Source organism: Peptoniphilus pacaensis (assembly GCF_900088125.1).
Lineage (GTDB): Bacteria > Bacillota > Clostridia > Tissierellales > Peptoniphilaceae > Aedoeadaptatus > Aedoeadaptatus pacaensis.
The window spans coordinates 1,592,806-1,613,434 of the sequence record NZ_FLQT01000003.1 but is presented as its reverse complement, the minus strand read 5'-3'; the positions used below and the strand labels follow the sequence as shown (position 1 = coordinate 1,613,434).

Sequence of the window (20,629 nt, the reverse complement as noted above, 5' to 3'; positions counted from 1 at the left end):
TTATTAAAATTTTAATTCTTTGCCTTTGTAAATGATGCAGCCGATGCCCCAGAACAGAAGGCCCAGGACAATATTGGCGATCATGCCGATCCACTGAAAATCGCCGCCACCCATGTTTAACGGGTTCAAAGCCGTAAAGGGGAAGAATGCGGCAATGGCTTGCGTCGCGCTTCCCATCAAGGTCAGCACCGCCCAGATAAGGACGATAAAGATAAACAGAAGCAAGCTTCCACCTTCTGCATGGGATGAACGGGAAGAAATCGACGAGTAGAAAAAGCCGATACACAAAAATTCAAAACCGAGTAAGAGCAGGCAGATGAAAATTTGCAACATGACCAAGGCTAAATTGCGAATCTCGTGTACGCCGAATGCGTAGGCCGAAACAAAGGCCACGACGAGGACAAAGAGCAATACGAGGCCGTAGTGCAACATATTGGCACTGAACTTGCCGCTGTAAATTTCCGTCCGCGTAATGGGATTGGCGTAAAGGTACTCGATGGTACCGGCGCTTTGTTCACGAGACAAACTTTTGGCGCCCAGTTGAATGGCGAAAATCGCAAAGAGAATGCCCAGATATTGGAAAATAAAGGGAATGTAGTCCGTGAACTTGTCAAAGGCAACTTCGCGACCGAAGCCTAAAACAGGCTGCATGTTTTCGGAAAAACCGTCGCGAAAACCGTTGGCCAGAGACAGAAGATTGTTGTCTTGCAACAGCGGGAAGAAAGCCATTAACAAGCCGGTTAAAATCCCCACAACCAAGAACCAACCAAAGGCCTTGCCCCGGTTATTTTTCATTTCGAGATTAAAAACCATCACTCTTCCCCCTTTTCCGGATTAAAGTTGTATTTTTCCTCGACAAACTTGTCGGTATCCACCGGTTCGATGGGCTGTGTCTTGCGGCTGTCCAAAATCAGCTCGTCGGAAACAAAGCCTTCTTCAGAGGATTTTTCTTGCGCCTCTTCGGCGACGGGTGCTTCGGCATCTTCTTCCGCCGGAGCAGCAGCGTCTTCCCTTACAGGCTCGCTTAAAACAACGGTCGCATCCTCATCAGCGGCCGCCGGTTCCTCATCGGCCTTCGCATTTAATTCGTCTGCATGGTAGGCAAGAATCGTATCTTCCAAAGCGGCGTCGTCGGCTTCATCCTCTGCAGGGGGAGCCGGTCGGTTGGCGCTTAAATCCTTTCCGGATTTAAAGATTTCAACCTTGTCTTCCAATTCGGCGTCTTCCAAGACGTAATTCTTCACCTTTTGTTGATGTAAAACCGTGGTCAAGGTCGGCAAGTAGCCGTCGTAGAAAAATTCCACATCGCCGGATTCATCTTTTAATAAACTTGCCCCCACTTCTTCGAAGGCATTGACATTGATCAATTCATCGAAGATGCGAAGAATCTTGTCGTTGTTCTTCTTGTCCTTTAAATATTCGATGCCCGTCAGACGGCCGCCGGCTAAGTAACCGCCGCGATCGCCGTAGCGTTGGCCGATGGACATGTCGTCGGTAAGGAGCAAAACAGTTAAGCCTTCCGAACTTTGAAGGCGTTTAATATGGGTAAACAATTTATCCAACATGGCGTGAGACAAATGCTTGGACGGATTGTCCAAAACCAGCAATTTCGGTTTCGTAATCAATGCATTGATGATTGCCACGCGCTTGCGTTCCGAATCCGTCAAATCGGAAAATTTATGCCGATTGTCCAATTCGAAAAATTCCATTAACGATTGAATGTCGTCCGTATTTTTTAAACCATGGAATGCCAATGTATGTTTAAAAATAGCCATGGGCTTCATATTATCATAAATCCACACATCTTCGGGCACGTAACCGGTAAATTCCTTCACCGACTTGGATTCCTTTTGGCCGTCCATATCGAAAATACGAACGCTGCCCTTATTCGGTTTTAAAAAATGGAATAAGATACGAGCCAAGGTCGTCTTGCCCGAACCTTCCATTCCCATGATCGAAAAAATTTCTCCGTCGAACACTTCCAAATTAAAATCGTTGAAAACTAAATCCCGACGAAATTTTTTGGTGAGTCCGCTTACAACTATAGCACTCATGTGTCACCTCGCTTTTCCTTAATATTATACATGAACGCCCCATAAAATGAAATCGAATCCCATAAAATAGCGGGAAAAACTATGATATAATGAGCAGGATTAGGATTAGGGGGAAGAAATTATGAAATTAGGAATTATCGGACTGCCCAATGTAGGCAAGTCCACTTTATTTAACGCCATTACCCAAGCAGGTGCCGAAGCGGCCAACTATCCCTTCGCCACCATCGAGCCCAATGTAGGCATGGTGGAGGTAAAAGACCGCCGACTCGATGTGTTGAGCGAGATGAGCCATTCGAAGCAAATCATCTACGCCACCATCGAATTCGCCGACATCGCTGGCTTGGTCAAAGGCGCCAGCAAAGGCGAAGGCCTGGGCAATCAATTTTTGTCACACATTCGCGAAGTCGACGCCTTGGTCCACGTGGTCCGCTGTTTCGACGACGGCAATATCATTCACGTGGAAGGCAGCGTCGATCCCGTGAGAGATATAGACACCATCAATCTGGAGCTGATCTTTTCCGACCTGGAACTTCTTGAAAAGCGCCTGGAAAGAGTCAAAAAACAAATGAAGGGCGACAAGAGCCTGCAGCCGGAAAAAGAGTTGATCGAAAAAATTATCGCCGCATTGGAAGCGGAGAAGCCAGCCCGCTCCCTGGAGTACACGGAAGAGGACTTGAAGCTCCTCTCCTCCTTCAGCCTTTTAACCATGAAGCCCGTCATCTATGCCGCCAATGTCAGCGAAGACGACGTAGCCACAGGCAACAGCTATGTAGATGAAGTGAAGGCCTTTGCCGATAAGAGCGGCGACGAAACCATCATTATCTCCGCCGCCATCGAAGAGGAAATTTCTTCCCTCGACGACGAAAGTAAAAAGGAATTCCTCGACGCCATGGGCCTCGCCGACTCCGGATTGGACCGCTTGGTCAAGGCTTCCTACACCCTCTTGGGCTTGATCAGCTTCCTCACCACCGGCGAAATGGAATCCCGCGCTTGGACCGTAAAAAAAGGCGCCAAGGCACCGGAAGCCGCCGGGAAAATTCACACCGACATCGAGCGCGGCTTCATTAAAGCCGATACCATCGCCTACGATAAATTAGTGGAGGCCGGCTCTCTGGCGCAAGCTCGGGAAAAAGGCTGGATACGAAGCGAAGGCAAAGACTATGTCATGGAAGACGGCGATGTCGTCAACTTCAAATTCAACGTGTAAAATTTTTAGAATGGCTTGGTTGCTGAAACACGCATTACTAAGCCATTTCTCTTATCCGTTCTATTCTAATTAGTCCATCTTTTCCGCCTATTTTATAATAATTGGCGCACGAATGGCGTATGAATGGCGCACGCAAAATAGATTTAACGTCAGTTTGTTTTCAATGATCCAATAAAAAAAGCGTCTAAGGAATCACGCTCCCTAGACGCTATTTTATTGCTCTAATCAATTTTCCCAACGTCCTCAGATCGATTCTAAGGCGTTTTAAATCATTACCAAGTGTTGTACTACCTCGGCCCTTCCTGCGAGTTTAAGTACCTCTGCTTTTTATGCAGATTTTTAAACTCTTCTTCGGTCAGTAAACGCCGCACTGCGATTTTATATCCCTTACAATACGGATACTTGCCGGAATCAATAATTTGACGCACCCGCAGCGCATCTTTCTTCGTATGCAGATGGGCGTGCTGCTCATAAGCGCCGCCCTCTCTTTTAATCAACCAAGGCCTATCGCCACATCCAGGCTTGTACAGAATGGTAAGCCGCATAGGCTATCCGCGCTTGTGATCTTCGTATGCCTCTTTTTCTTGGGGACTTACTGCCCCCGAATCGCCGATCCTCGTGCCGCTCTCGTAGAGCCCGACGGCGGAGAGACCGATGACCATGCCCGTTACGGCGCTTTCCGCGGACAAACCTGCAAGCGCCAGGTTCATAATCGTACCTACGACAATGGCCACAATCGGGCTGTATCGGCTCGGGAGCCCTGCGATCTTAAAGGCCTGTGTCAAACCGAGTGTCGCGCTTGTCAGTACTATCGCACTTTGCATGGTTGTCCCCCTTCTTTTGGTCGTAGCGGTAAAGAATCGCCATAAACTCTTCCCTTGTTATATCATCACCGGGGCGGGTTCCGTCGCAAATTCCTTGCTCTTGACCCCAATCCCACGCATCTTTCGCCCAGTCCGAGGGCTTTGTAATATCTCTGGTCACGTACTTCTCAACTCCTTTATCGTATTGCTGCAACCCTAGCCGCTCGATGAGCCCGATCAGCTGCTTTCCGTAATCCAGCGCCGTGGCGTAGCCGCAAGACTGCAACGCCTTTGCTTGAGTCTTGTATTCCTTCGCATTAAGAACCGCAGCATAGTTTTTTTCTCTCCATGGAGTAGATACAAAAAACTTGTCATGATCCACTATGGAATCAGCATAGCTGTCATAGGCTCTAAAGTCGGCGACAATTTCGTAGATCTCGCCTGTCGGTTTTTGTTCTTTCGTTTTCTTGGCATAGGTTTTTCCTGCCCAATCTTTACTTGCTTTAATACCAAATAAGTTATGGGCATTCTTCGCCAATTCTGATTTTCCCCACCCGGATTCTAAAATAGCTTGGGCAATAGTAATGGATGGAAGAATTCGAAGTTGTTTACCTTTGATATTTTCAACGATCATGTCGATGAAATCAGATTGTGGGTCTTCCACTTTCACGTTCGGTGTTTCAACATCGGTCTTCGTTAGCCCATAATAGGCGGCCAATGTCCTCGCAACTGCTTCGGCTAAAGGCTTCAGATTCTTTCTGTAAACCGTGGCGTCTTGCAGATTATCATGGAAGGCGTGCTCAATGATAAAATTGTGCTTCGCCAACCCATGGCGCAATATTCCATAAAAGTTCGAACCATGTCTGTTTTTTCGCCGTTTTGTCCCCCTGTTGAGGATCCCTAACGTCGCAGCTATGGACTTGCATAACATATCTGTCAGTGCTGTTATTTGTTCACGTGGATTCGTGCTATCCCATATCTCTACGCCTCGAACGGAACCTCCACAGGCGTTTGAGTGGCACGAAATGAGTAGGTCATAACCCTTACCCATGGCTCCACGTGTCTTCAATGGAATGTCCGGGCCGATGGTATTTTTCGTCATGCCCACTTGGAAGCCATAAGACTCAAGTGCCGGCTTTAGGTAATCTCTGGCATAAAGGAAATTACAATCCCCCTCATTGCAATAAGGGAGATTCTCCACCTGCTTAAAGCCGCGGTTATAGGCACGGCCGCCACCGTGGCCGGGATCTAGTAATATCTTAACCATTTTCATCACCTCCAATCAAAAAGGCGGGTTTCCCCGCCTCGTCATTTTCCCAAGGAATCTACCTTGCCCTCGATCCTGATGAGGATATCGTGGATCTCGTCGTAGTTTTTACTTTCCTTCAGCATCTCCACATCCGTCCGCATTTCGGCGAGTACCGCTTCCATACGTTCGTGATAAGTCTTGCTGTCCTTGATTACCGAAGTATTTGATTCAATCACCTTCGTGATTTTCTCGATGGTCTTCGGTGTTTGCCACAGGTACATAGCCGCAATGACGACGAGCACCCCGAAATTCACGATCGGTTGATACAATTCAAGCATACATCACCCCCCTATTCGCAATAAAAAAGAACCTCTATCGAGGTTCACCGGACATCATATTTAATCGCTTTTCAACGATCCCGTTTATGTCGCGTTTTTCCAGCAGTAATTTCCATTCGTTTTTTTCGCTCTCCATGAATGTGGTTTCATTTCTGTATGCTTTTAAAATCTCTTCAACGATTACTTTCACATAGCGTTCGTCCGAAAAGTATAGGCTGTTAATTTTATAAATCGTCAAATACAAATGTTGCAAAATCATCAGCTCGTTGAAAATATAATACTCCAAGGCATATGACAAGATATCGAAATTATTATCTTTAACCATTGAGCTTATACAATCAGTATACTGATTGAAAAATTTTCTTAGTGCATTTGATTGAAGATTCGCCTTACGTTCAATTGAAACGACACTTTCGTCATCGAAGTAACTTCTCCAAATCACCCTTCTATATTTCGCTTCAAACTCTGCTATCTTGTCTATAGGCCCGTAAATTTCATTTACTAGTAAATCTATAGTCCTATCTTTACCCAAGTCTTCCAGACTGGCTTTCATGCGGTCTCCCGCTCGACTTGAACTGAAAGCCTTTTGAAATGAATCTATCACATCATCCAAAGCATTTATACACGCTCCAAGAGCATCGTGGCGACTTTTATAGAAAAATAATTCTTTTTCAAGTCGTCTGTTTTCGTCTATTTGTTCTTGCTGTTGTTGTTTTGACTTGTCGACCTGATACTTCGCCACCTTGAAGGCGACAGCCGCAGATATAAGAGATCCGAGGACTGTAGACAAAATTGTTGACCAATCCAAGTCTTTCAAGGCCTCTATTGCGATAGACAATGCTTCAACTAGTTTTAGGAACATTTAATCACACTCCTCGGAAACTACTATATCATCTTTGACCTTATTCTGCGATCAAGTCTTGGCGACCTTCGGCAATCAGAATCGCGTCGGTGTCGGGCTTGTAACGCTGATACAGTCTAAAGCTAAAGATTTGCTTATAGGTAAAGGTACCATCGATGATACGATGGGCGATAAACATGGCCATCATTTGTCACCTCCTTCCATACTCGGAGCGGCGACAGTGGGAATCAAAAGCATCAGCTCCGCCACCGTGGCGTTGGTATTGTCCAGCTCCTTTTTTAGCGCTTCGATTTCAGAGGGCTTCGGCTCTTCCGGCTTCGGCTCCTCTTTCGGCGCACGCTCCTCATAGAGCTTACTGATCTTGTCGGCGACTTCCTCGGTCACTTCCACCGGGTCGTCCTTCGTGCCCACCTTGCCGGTGACCTCCAACACAATATCCTCCGCCAGCTTTTCATGGGGCGGTACCCACGAAATCCAGCACTTATTTCGAGTGTCAAAATATTTGTACATTTATACCTCCTGTAACTTAAAAGCGAGACCGGTTATAATACTTGTTTTAAAATACGCACTAAAAGACGTGCCACCGGAAAACGACGCACGCGCAAATGATCTAAGTTGACCGTTACCGTCTAAAAGAGAGGCTGCATTGTAATCCGATTCATGTATTGAGACAGACCACACTTCGCCATCGGGTACAGTTGTCACTTGCCCTCCAGATAATTTCAAGCTTATTCCTCGATCCAAAACCAATTTCTTAGGCATAGAGGGTCACCCCCTCCACCGTATTATTCCTCCACGACCTTAAAGGCGATGCCGCAGAGTGCTGCCTTTTCCTGCATTTTGACCGCCACGCCTCCGGCAAGAACTCGATCCCAAGAGTAAGCAGAGTGAAAATACGACTCAGATATACAAACCCCAGAGCTATTGCCGGACGCGTAACCAACTTTCCACAACTCGTCTTTCGGTACCACAACACTCGATGATTGTTTTGTTTCGATCCAAAGCGTCCGATCGAAAACAAGTTTTCTAGCCATGGAGAATCACCTCCATGGAGTCGCTTACTCTTCGACGTGTTTGAAGGCGATGCCGGAGACCCCGCCAGGTGTATTTGTACTGTCGAAGCTGTACCCCCCCCGTACAGTTTTGTACAGCTATCAAGGCTGCTTATGGTAGGGTAGGTTGTCACTTTCCACACTTCGTCGTCAGGGATTGTTACTTTGGTGTTTAATCTACCGGGGAAATTAATCGGTCGATCATACTTTAGTTTTGCCATCATACCCTCCTTAACTTAGCCCAAGAATCAGGGCATAAATATCATTGTTTATTTCTTCCTTCGTCTTCTTTATGAGCGCATCCACCTCAGCCCGGCTATACGACTGCGCCCGACTCAGCGCATCCGCCGGCGCATGAGGCGATTGGCTGTGGTCATAGGCGATCTTCCCCCTGTCCCCTCGATACGCCGTTCCGCTTGTCTCGCCGAGGCCCAAATGGGCACTGCGGCTGTGGTCATAGGCCAGTTTTCCGCGATCCCCACGATATGCCGTGCTCGACGTTTCGCCGAGAGTCAGCATATTTTTCTTTATGCCGTCCACGATGGTATCCATAGACTCTTTGCTATAGGCATTGCTTGGTGCGTGGGGCGACTGGCTATGGTCATAGGCGATCTTGCCCCTGTCCCCGCGGTATGCCGTGTCCGACGCTTCGCCGAGGGCCAGCCCTTTTTCTGCCGGATATAGCAAGGTCTTCGGTACCTTTCCATTGGCATCCAGCCCGGCATAGCCACCCGCCGTGTCCTTGTTTTCAATTTTTTCAAAGGCCGTTGTATCGATCATTTGATGGATATTCCCGGCAAGATCCTGCAAGTCCTTTTGCGTGGCCACCACGATGGAAGGATCCACCTTCAATACCACATTGGCCGCATTGGAAAAACTTAAAATCATCCGAATCGTAATGTCTTTGTAGGCGCCGAATTCGCCGATAGGCTTGAATGTTTCCGGATGCTTGGCAATGGCGATTAAGTCGCCGTCTTTATCTCTAATACCGGCTTCGCGGATATAAAAACCGCCTACATCCGTCGGGATATAGGCTTCCGCTAAAATCTCATTTTTATTTTGCTGTCCGACGACCACCTTTGTCAGGCCGCCTTCCCACACTTGATTCTTCAGTGCGGTCTGGCTTTCTGAAATGTCGTAATAGCCGCCGTCGCCGTCACCGACACAGAGATTGGTCAGTTCGACCTTTTTCCCAAGCGCCACGGCATTGGTGATCTTCTGCTTCCCGATTTCGGTGATCAGGCTAAAAAACTTCTCCTCCATTTACACACCCCTTTCTATGGTTATTGCTTCGTGCTCCGTATAGAGGCTTGCCGCCAGATGATCCACCACGGGCCGGTCCGGATTCTTCGGCTTCGGCGGTGCAATGGTAATCATTTCACCGGCTACACTCGCCGCTGCGCCATAAAAATCTTTCCTGTAGTTCAGCTCGATCAACACGCGCACGCCTGCCGCCTTGATGCGGTCGATGATTTCATAAGGGATGGACTTTGCCAGTGGCCCGAGATGCAGCTTTATTGCCGCCGGCTCGTTGAGGTCATCGTCCAGTGGCCATACCTCTTCCAGTCCGAGATAGATTTCCTTCACCAGTACGGACATAACCTCGTTAATGGTGGGGATATCTCCAATGGATAAATTGGCGATGATCCTCGTCTTAATCAACAGTCGATACAGTTCGTCGTCTTCGTCGATGCGGAACTGCCCCACATTGGCACCTAAATGGTCGAGAGACTTTCCCTTCGCCTTGTCGATGTTTCGACTGGCTTCGATGGAATCTAATGTCTCATAAAATTCATCGTAGCTTTGGGTGTAGAGCACGTAGTAAAGATCTTTGTTCCTCGGCTTTCGGAAGCGCTCCGGCAATCGCCCCCATGCTTCTTCATAAAGTTTAGACATAGCGGATCATCACCTTGCTCGGTGCCGTGCGGGCAATATGGTTGCTCGCGATTTCTACCGTGGCTTCCTTGTACGTTTTACCGTCCTTCGACAGTTCCACCGCCACATCGGCCACGCCGCCCATGCACATAACGGCGCCGATGACCTTGGATAGAATCACGTCATTCCCCAGTTTCAGCCCGGCATATTCGATGCCGTCCTCGTCGATGCCGCCGATATAATTCAGCACGGCCCGCTTCACTGCATCGTCGCCCTTGTAGTTTTCGTCTTTTAAAAGCTTCAGGTTCACATAGACGTCCTCCACCTTCGCCCGTGTAAAGCCGATTTTATGCTTGCGGCCTTTGGTGTCTTCTTGGTCTACATAGTGATCGCCGAAAGCTTCGATGCCTGCTGCCTTGTTTTGGAAGATAGCTTCTGCCACGGCTTCATCGCTTCCTCCGAAGACATAACAGGCCACGGACTTCGGTGGAATGCCGTTCACGGTTTCCATGGTGACATTCTCCACGACCTCCGCATCCACGACGGAATCAATATCCAGTAAGGCTGCCGTCAATGCCGGCACCGTGGAGCCGCCGCCTCGGGAGTATGATTTTTTGTATCGCTCGCGGAATTCCTTGTCGGTTTCCGTGTCCAGGCCGCCTTCCGTCGCCTTTACATTGACGATGGAATTAATGCCGAAGCTTGGATTCACAATTTCGGTCACGGCATTTTCAGCCACATTGTTGCTTTTCCCCGCAGCCACAGAAATAATGGCCACGTCCACCTGCCCGTTGGTAATAACCGCATCGTCAGTGGTTTCAAAAATCACGCCGCTTTTCGTCGTTACCCGAAACCCCTTGGGAATTTTCGTGCCGTCCACGCCTTTAATGGTCAAAATCCCTTTCGACTTCACTGCCGGGCGCCGGGTGATGGTAAGGTACTGGCCCACATTATCCAGGCCCGTTCCTTCCGAAGAGTTGACGAAGGCGGAAAAATAGACCTCTTCAATTCGTTCCCATAAGCCGGCTTCATCCCATGCCATATTTCGGATCAGCTTCCCGAGAAAGGAGGTCTCCGATAAGTCGATATTGACGCCGAAGACCTCTTTCGCCCGGGACATACGCTCCGCAAGTGCTTCGGCATAGAGCTTGCGCCGGAAGCCGTAAGGCGTCACGCCGTAGCGAATTTCTTCTCTTTCAGGTTTATCCAAGATTCACCACCTCCTCCATATACAGGGGATTATCTTCCTTGTCGATGATGACGAATTCGATCAACACCTCTCGCGTCTCCGGATTTCTTTTCACCCGAACATCGCGAACTTCTTTGACGCGATCATCCTGGAAGCAACATTCCCTCAGGGCGAATTCGATCCCCCGGTCTTCTATGCCCTTTCCTGAAATGGCGGCATAGTCCAAGCCCATGCCGATATTCAAGAACCACTCCCCGACATTGACCGATAGGCGGTTTTCTATGTTCTGCCTGAGCTCTTCCTGCCCGTCGACGAGAATCAAATCTCCATCGACGACAATATCGCCGCCTACCATTTTAAATGTGTTTTTATACATACTAAACAATCCTTGCCCCGTCACTGGTTTTGTCGCCTTTTACGGCGATTTCCCTGCCGTTATAACTTGCATAGCCGACGAGCTCGATCTTCGGGCTTTCCAGTTTTATACTTCCGTCTTGCTTCAAAACGATCTTTCCCGTACCGCCCATGTTTTGTACGACGAGAGCATCCTTTTCTGCAACAGGAATAGAGTCTTTTAAGAGGGTGATGCCGCCGATGCACACGCAGTCCGAAACATCGTGGCCTCTTTCCGTCTCCGCTGAATCTTCGCCAAGTAAGATGTTGTCCGTGTCGTTGTCCATGAAAAGAAGCACCACCATATCCCCGGCTTTAAGGGGGTAGTAAAGGATATAATCCCCGGATCGAACAGTGGCCACCGGCACATTTAGCACCATGGCATGGTCTTCGCTGGGTAGGGGAAGGGCATCGATCACCATGGTATTGGGATCAAATCGCACGACTTTGGCAAGTTTCGCCACGTGCATCCCCTTCGTGATTCCCGAAGCGAAGTCATTTAAAAATTGATTCGCCGCTTCCATCTACACCTCCTCTACCTTTAGCTCTGTATTGAAATCATTGGTATGCTTCCCGCTGATGACGCGGAAAGTCCCGTTTACAGACCTGGATTCGATCTTAATAATGGAGTCCGTCTCTATTTTCGGATTTAAAAGACAGACCACTTTCCACGTCTTCTTCTCTTTCTTGTTCTTTTTTTTATCTTTATCTTTTTCACGCGCTTCCGTCTTATCGCCGGAGTCGTCCTTGTTAAGCGTCGGGCTGCCGATCAAGCCCGTCTCGCCATTTAAGACGAAACCCGTATCATAGCCTTTTTTCTCGTCTCGTATCGTGATTCGGTTTTTGTTGATGAACATTTTAGAGTTCGTATCTTTTACGAGTTGCTTTAAGGAATTGGAGCATGGCCCCTGAATCGTCTTGCCCAGCTTATATACCTTGTCTTCTTTGGGCGTTATCTCCACAATCTCATAGCCCATGACATTGGCCAGGTCTCGCATGATGAAGCTTGCCTTCGTGCCTTTCTCGTATGTTGCATTGAGCTCCGCCGTTCGCCAGGCTTTTCCGCCGTCGGAGACCTTGATCTTCGTCACTTTGTCCAGGCCCTGCCAGTCCGTGTTCACATCTTCAATGTCGCCTGAAAGCACATTGGCAATGTTTCCCAATTCCTTGTACCCGGCATTGACGATGCAGTAGCCCTGCTTCTTGATTTCATTGATCGAATGATCCGACAGATTGTAAATGGTAACCTCGGACACATCCGGCTCTTCCTTATCTCCGAAGCTAATGTTCAGATCAATATCAAGTCCCTTGTCCCCGGTGCTTTCAAACTTCTTGCCGCCGGCCAGTACCTCGATCTCCCTAATCCAATACATAAAGGAACACATCCTCGTTTAAATTATCATAGGTAATACGCAGCGCCTGGCGAGTTGTATCGCCGGGCTTCACGATCACCTTCGGGATCCCTAAATAGGCGTAATCGTTAAAAAGCGGCACATCCAGCGTGATTTTTTCGCCGTACAGGATCAACTGATGATTCTTGTATAAATCTACGGTGAAAAAATCCCCGACCGTGTTGTAGAAGACTTCAAACTGAAAGGTCTCGTTATTCAGCACGATTTCAAAGCGGTAAGGGATCTTCTCTTTTTCAATGTCGATATATTTCACTTCCGCTTCACCTGCTTTCTCCCCTCGTTCGTCTTCCTTTTGACCTTGCTGGCCGTCTTTTTATCTTGCTTCTTCGACTTCGGATTCTTAACCGATACCTTGAACGTTTTAGGTACTGCCACCTTTACGTGTTGAAGGGTAATGTCGTAATCAAAGCCCTTGGCGTTTTTGACGCCGTGCTTCGTGTCAAAGCTGGTGATGACGACGTCCCCGTAAATTCCACGCCCGATGTAGGTTAAGAGCGTGGCGTTCTTTTGGTAATCTCTAATCTGTTTCAATTTTCCCGGCGCATCGTCCACCATGGATCCCGAAAGCTTTACCGTGTAAGGCTTCGTCTTCATGTGGTCGGAAATATCTTCGCCCTTTTCGATGGCCTTGTTCGTCACCTCGGCGGGAAAAGATGGACTTTCCTCCACGACGGCATCCATTATGACGTCGCCAAGTTTAATTCTTGTTTTCTTGTCCATATCGTCACGCCCTTTGTAGTTGTAAGTCCCTGAATAAGTTGCTGAATTCTTCCCGAACTTCTCGCGCAATGGCCATGGGGTTGTTTTCCCCGCCGTAAACATTAATGGTTACATGGGGCGACGTGTTATTCACCGTTTCGGATTCCGAGCGATTTCGATTCACTGTTTGAGAATTCGTCGTGTTGACTTCCGTCAGCCCGTCTTTCGTCCCGCCCAGTTCACGATAGGCATTGGCGGCCGTCTTTGTAAGGATGATTTCCCCTTCGTGCAAATTCGCCAGGTAATCATCATGGGGCACGTAATCAAGCCCCGTCGCGTGGGAGGGCACGCCTTTTTTCCCCTTGCCCTTGCCTTTGCCTCCTCCGCCGCCCAGTTTCGCAATACCTCCGGCGGCACTGGACACAATGGAAACGACCCCCTTAATAGGATTGGCCAGTGCCCTCTTTAAGCTTTCCCAAGCCCCCTTAATCGCATTGAGGGCTCCAACAGCCTTTCCTCTTAATCCAGAGAATTTACTTGCGGCGACGTGAAGGGCGCCTACGAGATAGCCTCGAATCCCTCCGCCGAGAGATGCCGCCTCAGCCTTGATTTCCTGCCAGTTTGCGATAAGAAAAGCACCCACGCCGACGACGGCCATAATCACCCATCCGATGGGCCCTAATGCGGCCACAATGCCGCCAATGGCTCCGATCACTGAACCGCCGACGGAAACGACACTTCCGAGAACGCCGATCAGGGATCCGACGAAACCAATCACGCTGCCGATCACTGATATAAATGCTCCGACTCCTGTGACAATAGATCCGAAGATCGTGATCAAAGGCCCTGCGGCCAGTACCACCAACGCCCACTGTGCGATAGTAGACTGCGTAGCCGGATCAAGTTCCTGGAACTTTGCCACCACCTCGGAGATGGCGCCTGCAATTTCCAAGACAAAAGGCGCCATGGCCCCGCCTAAATCGATAAGAGAATTTTCTATTTGTGACTTCGCCTGGGCCCACTGCTCCGCAGGTCCAATCATTTTTTCATAATTGGCATCCGTGGCGCCGTCGGAGTTTTGCATCTCTTTCAGCATTTTGTTATAGCCTTCGGCCCCTTCTGAAAAGAGGGACATTGCAGCTTGCCCCGCCGACGTGTTGCCGAACATATCATTTAGAGCCATACCGGACTTCGTCGCATTTTCGTTGAGGATTCCAAGCACGTCGCCTAAGCTTGTGCCGGACTTCGTCAATTCAGAGAACGACTTCCCCGTCGCTCCTCTCAACACCTTGTCCGCCCGCGTACCGCTGGAAGACAATTCGGCGATCATGCTGTTTAAATTCGTCGTGGCGATTCGGGCGTTTTGCCCTTTGGCCGTCAGCATGGCGTAGGATGCACCCAATTGATCTACATTGACTCCGGCAGCCGCAGCCAAGGGAATAACGCGACCGATATTCTTCCCTAACTCGTCTACGGTGATCTTCCCTTTGTCCTGCGTCTTGACGAAAATATCGTGAATCTTGCTTACATCGTAGGCCGCATCGCCATAGGCATTTAAGACGGTAGTCGTCGCATCCACGACCGTGGCCATATCCGTAAAGCCCGCTTTCGTCAGTTTCACGGCGGACTTGGTAAACTCAGTGACCTTCGATTGGTCGATCCCCGAAGACAGCGCCTCATACATGGCCCCGGCTACTTCCGTTTGGGCGATGCCGTGGGCATTAGATATAGCCTTTACATCCTTTCGAATTTGGCTAACTGGCAGCACTTCGTTGGTGGTTAATGTGGATACTTGGCGAATAGCCGTGTCCAAGGCCATAAACTTCTTAACACCAACAGCGGCAGCAGCCGCAAAAGGCGCGGTGGCTCTCGTTACCTTTTTCCCCAGTTTCGTAATGCCTTTTCCTTGTGCCATGACAGCACCGCCAAAGCTCTGGATTTTACCTCCGACCAGCTGCATGCCGGAGCCGAGTGTCTGCATGGCGCCGCCTAAACCGCCGACCTTCGACTTGGCGCCGTCCATGGCCTTATCTACTCCTTTAATCTTATCGACACTATCGTCGGCACCTTCCGCCTTGATGCTAAAGATCAGTTCTCTTGCATCGGCCACTATCTATCCACCTCCTTTTACTGTTCTTCCCTCAACAAAGTATAGGCATAGTGAAGCCTATACAGCTCGTCGGCCGAAATCGTCATGGCTTCCGTATAAGTTAAGATGCCGTCTTGCATTAAAAGCAGAGACGGCCGCCAGAAATCCTCATAATCGTTGTTGATCTCCGCCCTTAACTCATTTACTTTCCCACATACTGGAATTCGATGCAGACCTTAACCAGTTCTTCAATCTCCGGAATGGAGTCAAAGTCTTCGATTTTTTTCTTCGGCGATACGACGAAATGTTCAAGACACAAGTCCATCATCTTTTCATCGTCTATGCCGGATGCCGCATCCTTGCTTCCCCACTGCTTTCTCAATCGGATAGCTTCCCGATTCGGAAGCTTTTGAATGACATATTCGGTGCCGTTGATTTCCACCTTTTTATTTTCGAATTTGTTTGCCATTTACTTCTCCTTATTTGTAATAGGGGATGAAGATTTCGAACTCGACTTCTTCCGCTTCCTTGGCGCGAACATAATCCGGCGTCTTCATAATGCGGCAATTGCTCGACGCAATGTTTTGTCCATTATCGTTCATGTCCACCAAAGAAAAGTCAAACTCTTGATTATTCTTCGCCAGATCGCGCACCGCCGGCACGCAGGGCGACGTGGACATTAGCTTCACCTTCGCCTTCGCCGTCTTGTCGTGATTAATCGTGTAGTTGACAATCCCGTCGACGCCGACCTTGGGCACAATATCGTCCTCGTTCTGTTCAACAGTCACTTTGCCGTCTTCGGAAAAACCGGTCAGGTACATATTCCCCATTTGAACGACGACTTTCTCCGGATCATAGACGAATGTTAACTTTTCTGCCATCTTATGCCTCCTCTCTGTTTACGACATCGTAGGTTAAAATACCGCTGATTTGGCCCGTATGAATGGCGCCTTGAAGCATGGCCGTCCAGAGAATGTAATCGTATTTTCTGAGGGCCACTTCATTGCTGTCCACATCTTCGCGAACCTTATAATCCACTCTGTATTGTCCTTCTTCCACGATTCCCATGGCCACGGCTTCCGTCAGAACCAACTCCGCCACGCCGACCAGCATGCCGATGCCTCGGTTCGTATAGGGAATCTTGTCCTGAGTCAACGCCAGGCGCTGCATGCGCTCTTCCATGCGGAAGCGGATCCAGTATTCGCCGAGAATGACGTCGATATATTCACCGGATAGCATCTTTCCTTCCGACGTTTGCAGCACACCCAGCTTCTCCACATAAGTGAAGAGGTTGCTTTTGTGCAGCTCATTGACTTGCGTCAGAGAAACATTGGCGGCCTTTACGCCTTGCAATGTCTTAAACTTCGCCGTTTTGCCGCCGATCTTGTAGGACATGACCACGGCCAAAGCTTCCGCCACAAAGCTTTCGCTGTCATCGTGGTACATAACGAATGTGTTATCGTAAACTTCTTCGAAAAGCTTTTTCGCATCTTCGTAATCGTTAACCGTCACGGCATAGACCTTATTGTTTACCTGGCATAAATTGGACAGGCCTTTAATGGTTTCCACGGAATTATCCGTACAAGTCAGGAAGAAAAAGTCATTGGTCTCTTCCAACACCTTTTTAAAGCCCTCCACGGCGGCGCCGTTTTTCCCTACCACCGCTACCTCTTGGGGCTGCGGCTTTTGCATAAATAAGCGGCTCGCCATTTTATATAGCTTCGATTCCGTGCTGAATTCCTTCACGTTTTCCGCCGTAATGTATTTAAAATTAATATCTTGGCTCGGGTCAAAAATAAGGATTGTGCCGAATCCCCTCTCCGAGACCCCCACCGTCTTTCGCTGAATATTGACGGGAAAATCTAAAATCATAGGTCAACTCCTCTCCTCGTCTTCTTTTGATTAAATTTGTAGTGCTCAATTGTCTCTGTCCGGTTTTCGATTCGATGCACGATTCTGAATTCCACATCGAAGCCCACCCGGTACTCGTAGTAATCGGCGATGTAAATCGACCGATCGGTCATATCGCCCACGGTTACGACCTTTATATTATTCTCTGCGAACAGCTGCCTCGACTGAAAGCGAAACCACTCCCACGCCTTATAGGCCCATTCCTGGCACGCCACAATATCCTTACCATAAGCGTTAAAACTCATGATCACCTTCGGCTGAAAAGTAATTTCTTCGATGTAATCATGTTTGAAATCGGGATTCAGCGAAGGCTCGAAGTGCCTGCTTTCTACGCCGTCTTCGCCGACGTTCTGCCTCAGCGTCATAAACTTAAAGGAATAAAAAGGATACGGCGGCTTTTTGTGGGGATTATCCGTATCCACCACGACCAGCCCCGTATCCTCATACATGCCTTTTACTACAAGCTGTCTAAGCGTCTTGATCATTTCGATTGCTCTTTCCATAAAATAAATATGCAGGTTCGGGTCATAGTCGGAATAGTCGCGTTCACCGGTGATGGTATAGGCCTTCACGCGGCCCTCCTCCATACGGTTGACGATAGACGTGCCCTTGTCTAAATGGTAATAGCAATAGAGCTTCCGGCTATCCTGATTAAACAGACCGCCCTCGTCGTGCCTTAAATCCTCGTTCGAAAGCGGCACAATGGCAGCGGGATCCAGGCGCAACTGAAGGCTTCGCCCTTCCACATAGCGCCCGCCGTCGTCCATATCGTAGTAGCCATCTTGTTCTACCTCAGCCACCACCGTACCCCGACTATAACGGCGAACCAGCTCGCTAAAATCAAACATCACTTCCCTCGAATCTCATAACTGATTGAATTCACCAGGCGACCGCTGTCCACCAGGGGATTGGATTTTCCTCGCTTGTTCATAATAGTAAAGGACGAATTCGGCGGACTCTTCACGTCGTTGATTAAAAAAGACTGAATCGCCTGCGCCGCAGCCTGGCCGATGATTTCGAAAAACTCTCGGCCGCTTAATCCCCCGGTGACGACGGATTCAATTAAATCTCCGTAGCTTTCGATCTCGCCCTTCTTCGCATCGAAGCCGGCACGAACAAAGGAACGCTCCGGTATATTGATTGTCGACTTGGTCAACATGATCCCCCAATTGTAGAGAAAGAAGCCGCGCATTTTAGGCGTTACGGGAATGTTGCATCCGTATTCGTGCACATTGGCGATCATCAGTATTTCGCCGCCGGCACTGGATGTCACACCCACAACCACCTGATACCTCTCCAATTCTTCCAGTCGCTCGATGATCTCGTCCACATGGGAGATATCAGATACGATCGCCACGATACTCTCTCTTCTTCTTGTTCGACAGGATATAGGCGCGCCGGTACGGGTTCAGCCAATGGCGGATGTAATCGGGCAAGCCGTCTCCGGCCACTTGATAGGTCACCGCCATATCCGACAGCTTTTCAGCGGCAATGTTAAACTTGCCCGGATCCGTCTTCACCAGCTCCTCCAAGGCCAAAGCGACGCCGGCAGGCAGATCTTCTTTGAAAGATAGATTGCAATAGTCCTCAATTTGGCCTAAATACAGGGCCCTTAACCTTGCCTTCTCCTCTTCCTTTTTCGCCTGCTCCTGCTCTAAGAGCTTGTCCATGCCTTTTTCGTCCATGGCTATGCTTAAGCGGTGACGGCGGCTAATTTAGCCTTTACGACGGCCTTTTGGTTTTTCTCGGGAATGTATTTGCCGAACTTGCCTGCGGACTGAATGGCCACGCCTGCGAAGTCTTCGGAATCCAACATACGATAGATTTCAATGCCCACGCCGGCAACGCCAACATTGTCTGCCGCAAAGATGATGTTTTCGCCTTTTTGGAAGTATTCGTCGGCAAGCTCATCCAGGATAAAGCCCTTGAACTTCAGGTATTCGTTGTCGTCGATGTTGACGGTGGATCCCTTGCCTGTGGAAACCAATTTTGCATCCACAATAAAGTTATAAACATCAGAGGTCACATAGGCTACGCGCGCCACATCCTTGGAGACCTTGTTATTCACGAAGATCTTGGATGCTTCGTTGAATGTCTTAACCACGTCTTCCTCAGTCAGTTTACCGGTAAGGGTTTTGTGGGCTGCATCGGACAAAGCCTTGGACAGGAAGCCGTTCATTTGCTCTACCCAAGCTTCAGCGTGCAGTGCCGCTCTTTCTTGGATGACCTCTTCCGCATTGTCGTTCACCGTGAAGTTGTCCACGCCTTCGTGAATGGCCAGGGGTTCTTCGTAAGGCACTTGCTTATCAACGGACTTGATTTCTTTTCTTTGACCAAAGCGATTGGAAGTTCCCGTTCCGGTACCGAAGGCCACGTTTTCGCCCATGTCGTACTTTTGAATGACCACATCGGTGTCGGAAATCTTCAAGTCGATAAAGGAATCCTTGTTAGTGATCCCGTCTTGCACTTGCAGCTTGCCGCCGAAAGTGTTTAAAAAGTTCTGTTTCTTCTCAAAGACATTTGCTAAAAGTCCTGCGTATTGTTTTGTAAAAATCTTAATTGCCATCGTCTCATCCTTTCTTGTACTTATCTTTCAATGTCGACCATACATCCGCCTTCGAAGCCTGAGCGGCCACCGTCGGCGTTTTCCCTTTTAAACGTTCTTCCACCTGCTTTTGAATCATGGACTCAAAAATTGGCTTAAAGGCCTTAATGTTTTCATTCGTCGATTCAGCATCCGATCCCATTAAGAAGTCTTTGAATTCAGACGGAATCTTCTCCTCCGCCAGCCGGCTCATGGTGTCCCTTTCCAGGTAAACCCTGGCAAGTTCCGCCTTCGCCGCTTCCAGCTCTTTATCTTTCGCTTCTTCGGCTTCCTGCTTCCGCTCATCTTCCGACAGCTTCGCCAGTCGCTCCGCCTCCTGAATGGCCGATTCGATCTTCTTTTCCGTCTCTTTCTCCGCTTTGCTGCGCTCTCTGGCCAATCTCGCTTCCACGATGGCGGTCACTTCATCCTGAGTAAAAGTCTTGTCGCCGCCTTTGTTCTCTTCTTTTTGGTGGTCTTGACCTTCTACCGCTTGTTTCGCTTCGGCCTCTTGCGCATCCAATGTCGCTTCTTGGTTTACATTAACTGCATCTTTATCCATAATTCTTCATCCTTTCCCATTTTTAAATCTTGTTTTGATTCCCCCATGCTTCTTTTACGCCTGGCAAGTAAAAGGCAATAAAAAAGTGGTTATTTCCATTTCGGAAACAGCCACTTATTTACCACATCAAAAAAGCAACGTTTAAGGAACCTCCTTAACGCTGCCTTTAATACATCATAATCATTTCGCCGTTTTTTATTCTTTCGTCTTGCTCCGCCACGATCTCCATGTATTCATCCCTTAGATCTTTTGGCGTGTCTTCCTTCAAGACGATATAGCTATATCCATGTTCTGATTTCGCCTTCTTTTCCGTCAAATAGGGCACGAATTTAGGTTCAAGCATTTTCTTC

Annotated in this window: 30 protein-coding genes; 1 reads left to right on the top strand and 29 read right to left on the bottom strand. The window is 48.7% G+C overall.

Annotated elements, in window-relative coordinates; all coding sequences use genetic code 11:
• Positions 1-3: 3 nt before the first annotated feature.
• Both BN7444_RS07770 and BN7444_RS07765 read right to left on the bottom strand, forming a co-directional pair.
• A complete protein-coding gene (locus tag BN7444_RS07770; RefSeq protein ID WP_068457938.1) occupies positions 4-813 on the bottom strand; it encodes an ABC transporter permease subunit in 810 nt (269 codons plus the stop codon).
• Entirely contained in the window at positions 813-2,054 is a 1,242-nt protein-coding gene (locus BN7444_RS07765) for an ATP-binding cassette domain-containing protein (RefSeq protein ID WP_068457936.1), read from the bottom strand. Before BN7444_RS07765 ends, BN7444_RS07770 begins: the two co-directional genes overlap by 1 nt.
• A 121-nt stretch (positions 2,055-2,175) precedes the next feature.
• On the opposite strand from BN7444_RS07765, the gene ychF reads away from it, so the two are divergent.
• Entirely contained in the window at positions 2,176-3,261 is a 1,086-nt protein-coding gene (gene ychF, locus BN7444_RS07760; RefSeq protein WP_068457934.1) for a redox-regulated ATPase YchF, read from the top strand.
• A 287-nt stretch (positions 3,262-3,548) separates the two neighbouring features.
• On the opposite strand, the gene BN7444_RS07755 is transcribed toward ychF, so the two are convergent.
• From BN7444_RS07755 to BN7444_RS09380, 27 genes are all read right to left on the bottom strand, one after another.
• On the bottom strand, positions 3,549-3,806 hold the full coding sequence (locus BN7444_RS07755; protein ID WP_068457933.1) for a hypothetical protein: 258 nt from the start codon (positions 3,804-3,806) through the stop codon (positions 3,549-3,551).
• Positions 3,807-3,809: 3 nt separating this feature from the next.
• A complete protein-coding gene (locus tag BN7444_RS09305; protein ID WP_167627216.1) occupies positions 3,810-4,085 on the bottom strand; it encodes a hypothetical protein in 276 nt (91 codons plus the stop codon).
• The gene (locus BN7444_RS07750) at positions 4,030-5,331 is read right to left on the bottom strand and encodes a glucosaminidase domain-containing protein (RefSeq protein WP_068457931.1); all 1,302 of its coding nucleotides are present in this window, start codon (positions 5,329-5,331) and stop codon (positions 4,030-4,032) included. The genes BN7444_RS09305 and BN7444_RS07750 overlap by 56 nt, the downstream gene beginning before the upstream one ends.
• A gap of 41 nt (positions 5,332-5,372) precedes the next feature.
• Entirely contained in the window at positions 5,373-5,651 is a 279-nt protein-coding gene (locus BN7444_RS07745) for a hypothetical protein (protein ID WP_068457929.1), read from the bottom strand.
• A gap of 34 nt (positions 5,652-5,685) precedes the next feature.
• Positions 5,686-6,513, bottom strand: a complete 828-nt coding sequence (locus tag BN7444_RS07740; protein WP_068457927.1) for a hypothetical protein — start codon at positions 6,511-6,513, stop codon at positions 5,686-5,688.
• 40 nt (positions 6,514-6,553) lie between these two features.
• Positions 6,554-6,700: a hypothetical protein gene (locus tag BN7444_RS09385; RefSeq protein WP_167627215.1), complete on the bottom strand. Its 147-nt coding sequence runs from the start codon at positions 6,698-6,700 to the stop codon at positions 6,554-6,556.
• On the bottom strand, positions 6,697-7,023 hold the full coding sequence (locus BN7444_RS07735) for a hypothetical protein (protein ID WP_068457925.1): 327 nt from the start codon (positions 7,021-7,023) through the stop codon (positions 6,697-6,699). The genes BN7444_RS09385 and BN7444_RS07735 overlap by 4 nt, the downstream gene beginning before the upstream one ends.
• Entirely contained in the window at positions 7,024-7,275 is a 252-nt protein-coding gene (locus BN7444_RS07730) for a hypothetical protein (RefSeq protein WP_068457923.1), read from the bottom strand.
• A 23-nt stretch (positions 7,276-7,298) separates the two neighbouring features.
• Positions 7,299-7,547: a hypothetical protein gene (locus BN7444_RS07725; RefSeq protein WP_068457921.1), complete on the bottom strand. Its 249-nt coding sequence runs from the start codon at positions 7,545-7,547 to the stop codon at positions 7,299-7,301.
• Between the two features lie 249 nt (positions 7,548-7,796).
• Complete coding sequence (locus BN7444_RS07720; RefSeq protein ID WP_068457919.1) at positions 7,797-8,828, bottom strand: phage tail protein; 1,032 nt, start codon at positions 8,826-8,828, stop codon at positions 7,797-7,799.
• Positions 8,829-9,461 (bottom strand): hypothetical protein, encoded by a 633-nt coding sequence (locus BN7444_RS07715; RefSeq protein WP_068457918.1) that lies wholly within the window; start codon positions 9,459-9,461, stop codon positions 8,829-8,831.
• Positions 9,454-10,650, bottom strand: a complete 1,197-nt coding sequence (locus BN7444_RS07710) for a baseplate J/gp47 family protein (protein WP_245654209.1) — start codon at positions 10,648-10,650, stop codon at positions 9,454-9,456. The genes BN7444_RS07715 and BN7444_RS07710 overlap by 8 nt, the downstream gene beginning before the upstream one ends.
• Complete coding sequence (locus BN7444_RS07705) at positions 10,643-11,005, bottom strand: contractile injection system sheath initiator (protein ID WP_068457914.1); 363 nt, start codon at positions 11,003-11,005, stop codon at positions 10,643-10,645. Before BN7444_RS07705 ends, BN7444_RS07710 begins: the two co-directional genes overlap by 8 nt.
• Position 11,006: 1 nt before the next feature.
• Positions 11,007-11,546 (bottom strand): Gp138 family membrane-puncturing spike protein, encoded by a 540-nt coding sequence (locus BN7444_RS07700; protein ID WP_068457913.1) that lies wholly within the window; start codon positions 11,544-11,546, stop codon positions 11,007-11,009.
• Positions 11,547-12,395 (bottom strand): phage protein, encoded by an 849-nt coding sequence (locus BN7444_RS07695; RefSeq protein ID WP_068457911.1) that lies wholly within the window; start codon positions 12,393-12,395, stop codon positions 11,547-11,549.
• Positions 12,382-12,687: a phage baseplate plug family protein gene (locus tag BN7444_RS07690; protein WP_068457909.1), complete on the bottom strand. Its 306-nt coding sequence runs from the start codon at positions 12,685-12,687 to the stop codon at positions 12,382-12,384. The genes BN7444_RS07695 and BN7444_RS07690 overlap by 14 nt, the downstream gene beginning before the upstream one ends.
• Positions 12,684-13,154: a phage baseplate protein gene (locus tag BN7444_RS07685; protein WP_068457908.1), complete on the bottom strand. Its 471-nt coding sequence runs from the start codon at positions 13,152-13,154 to the stop codon at positions 12,684-12,686. The genes BN7444_RS07690 and BN7444_RS07685 overlap by 4 nt, the downstream gene beginning before the upstream one ends.
• A gap of 4 nt (positions 13,155-13,158) precedes the next feature.
• Positions 13,159-15,243 carry a phage tail tape measure protein gene (locus tag BN7444_RS07680; RefSeq protein WP_068457905.1) on the bottom strand — a complete coding sequence of 695 codons (2,085 nt, stop codon included), beginning with the start codon at positions 15,241-15,243 and terminating at the stop codon, positions 13,159-13,161.
• A gap of 181 nt (positions 15,244-15,424) precedes the next feature.
• Positions 15,425-15,691 (bottom strand): hypothetical protein, encoded by a 267-nt coding sequence (locus tag BN7444_RS07675; protein ID WP_068457903.1) that lies wholly within the window; start codon positions 15,689-15,691, stop codon positions 15,425-15,427.
• A 10-nt stretch (positions 15,692-15,701) separates the two neighbouring features.
• Complete coding sequence (locus BN7444_RS07670; RefSeq protein WP_068457900.1) at positions 15,702-16,103, bottom strand: phage structural protein; 402 nt, start codon at positions 16,101-16,103, stop codon at positions 15,702-15,704.
• Between the two features lies 1 nt (position 16,104).
• The gene (locus tag BN7444_RS07665; protein ID WP_068457899.1) at positions 16,105-17,094 is read right to left on the bottom strand and encodes a DUF3383 family protein; all 990 of its coding nucleotides are present in this window, start codon (positions 17,092-17,094) and stop codon (positions 16,105-16,107) included.
• Positions 17,091-17,981 carry a phage neck terminator protein gene (locus BN7444_RS07660; protein WP_068457897.1) on the bottom strand — a complete coding sequence of 297 codons (891 nt, stop codon included), beginning with the start codon at positions 17,979-17,981 and terminating at the stop codon, positions 17,091-17,093. Before BN7444_RS07660 ends, BN7444_RS07665 begins: the two co-directional genes overlap by 4 nt.
• Positions 17,981-18,490 carry a phage virion morphogenesis protein gene (locus tag BN7444_RS07655; protein WP_245654208.1) on the bottom strand — a complete coding sequence of 170 codons (510 nt, stop codon included), beginning with the start codon at positions 18,488-18,490 and terminating at the stop codon, positions 17,981-17,983. The genes BN7444_RS07660 and BN7444_RS07655 overlap by 1 nt, the downstream gene beginning before the upstream one ends.
• Entirely contained in the window at positions 18,474-18,803 is a 330-nt protein-coding gene (locus BN7444_RS07650; protein ID WP_167627214.1) for a head-tail connector protein, read from the bottom strand. Before BN7444_RS07650 ends, BN7444_RS07655 begins: the two co-directional genes overlap by 17 nt.
• A gap of 23 nt (positions 18,804-18,826) precedes the next feature.
• Entirely contained in the window at positions 18,827-19,699 is an 873-nt protein-coding gene (locus tag BN7444_RS07645) for a capsid protein (protein ID WP_068457890.1), read from the bottom strand.
• 4 nt (positions 19,700-19,703) lie between these two features.
• Positions 19,704-20,279: a DUF4355 domain-containing protein gene (locus BN7444_RS07640; protein ID WP_068457888.1), complete on the bottom strand. Its 576-nt coding sequence runs from the start codon at positions 20,277-20,279 to the stop codon at positions 19,704-19,706.
• Positions 20,280-20,445: 166 nt separating this feature from the next.
• Positions 20,446-20,622, bottom strand: a complete 177-nt coding sequence (locus BN7444_RS09380; RefSeq protein ID WP_167627213.1) for a hypothetical protein — start codon at positions 20,620-20,622, stop codon at positions 20,446-20,448.
• Positions 20,623-20,629: the final 7 nt, after the last annotated feature.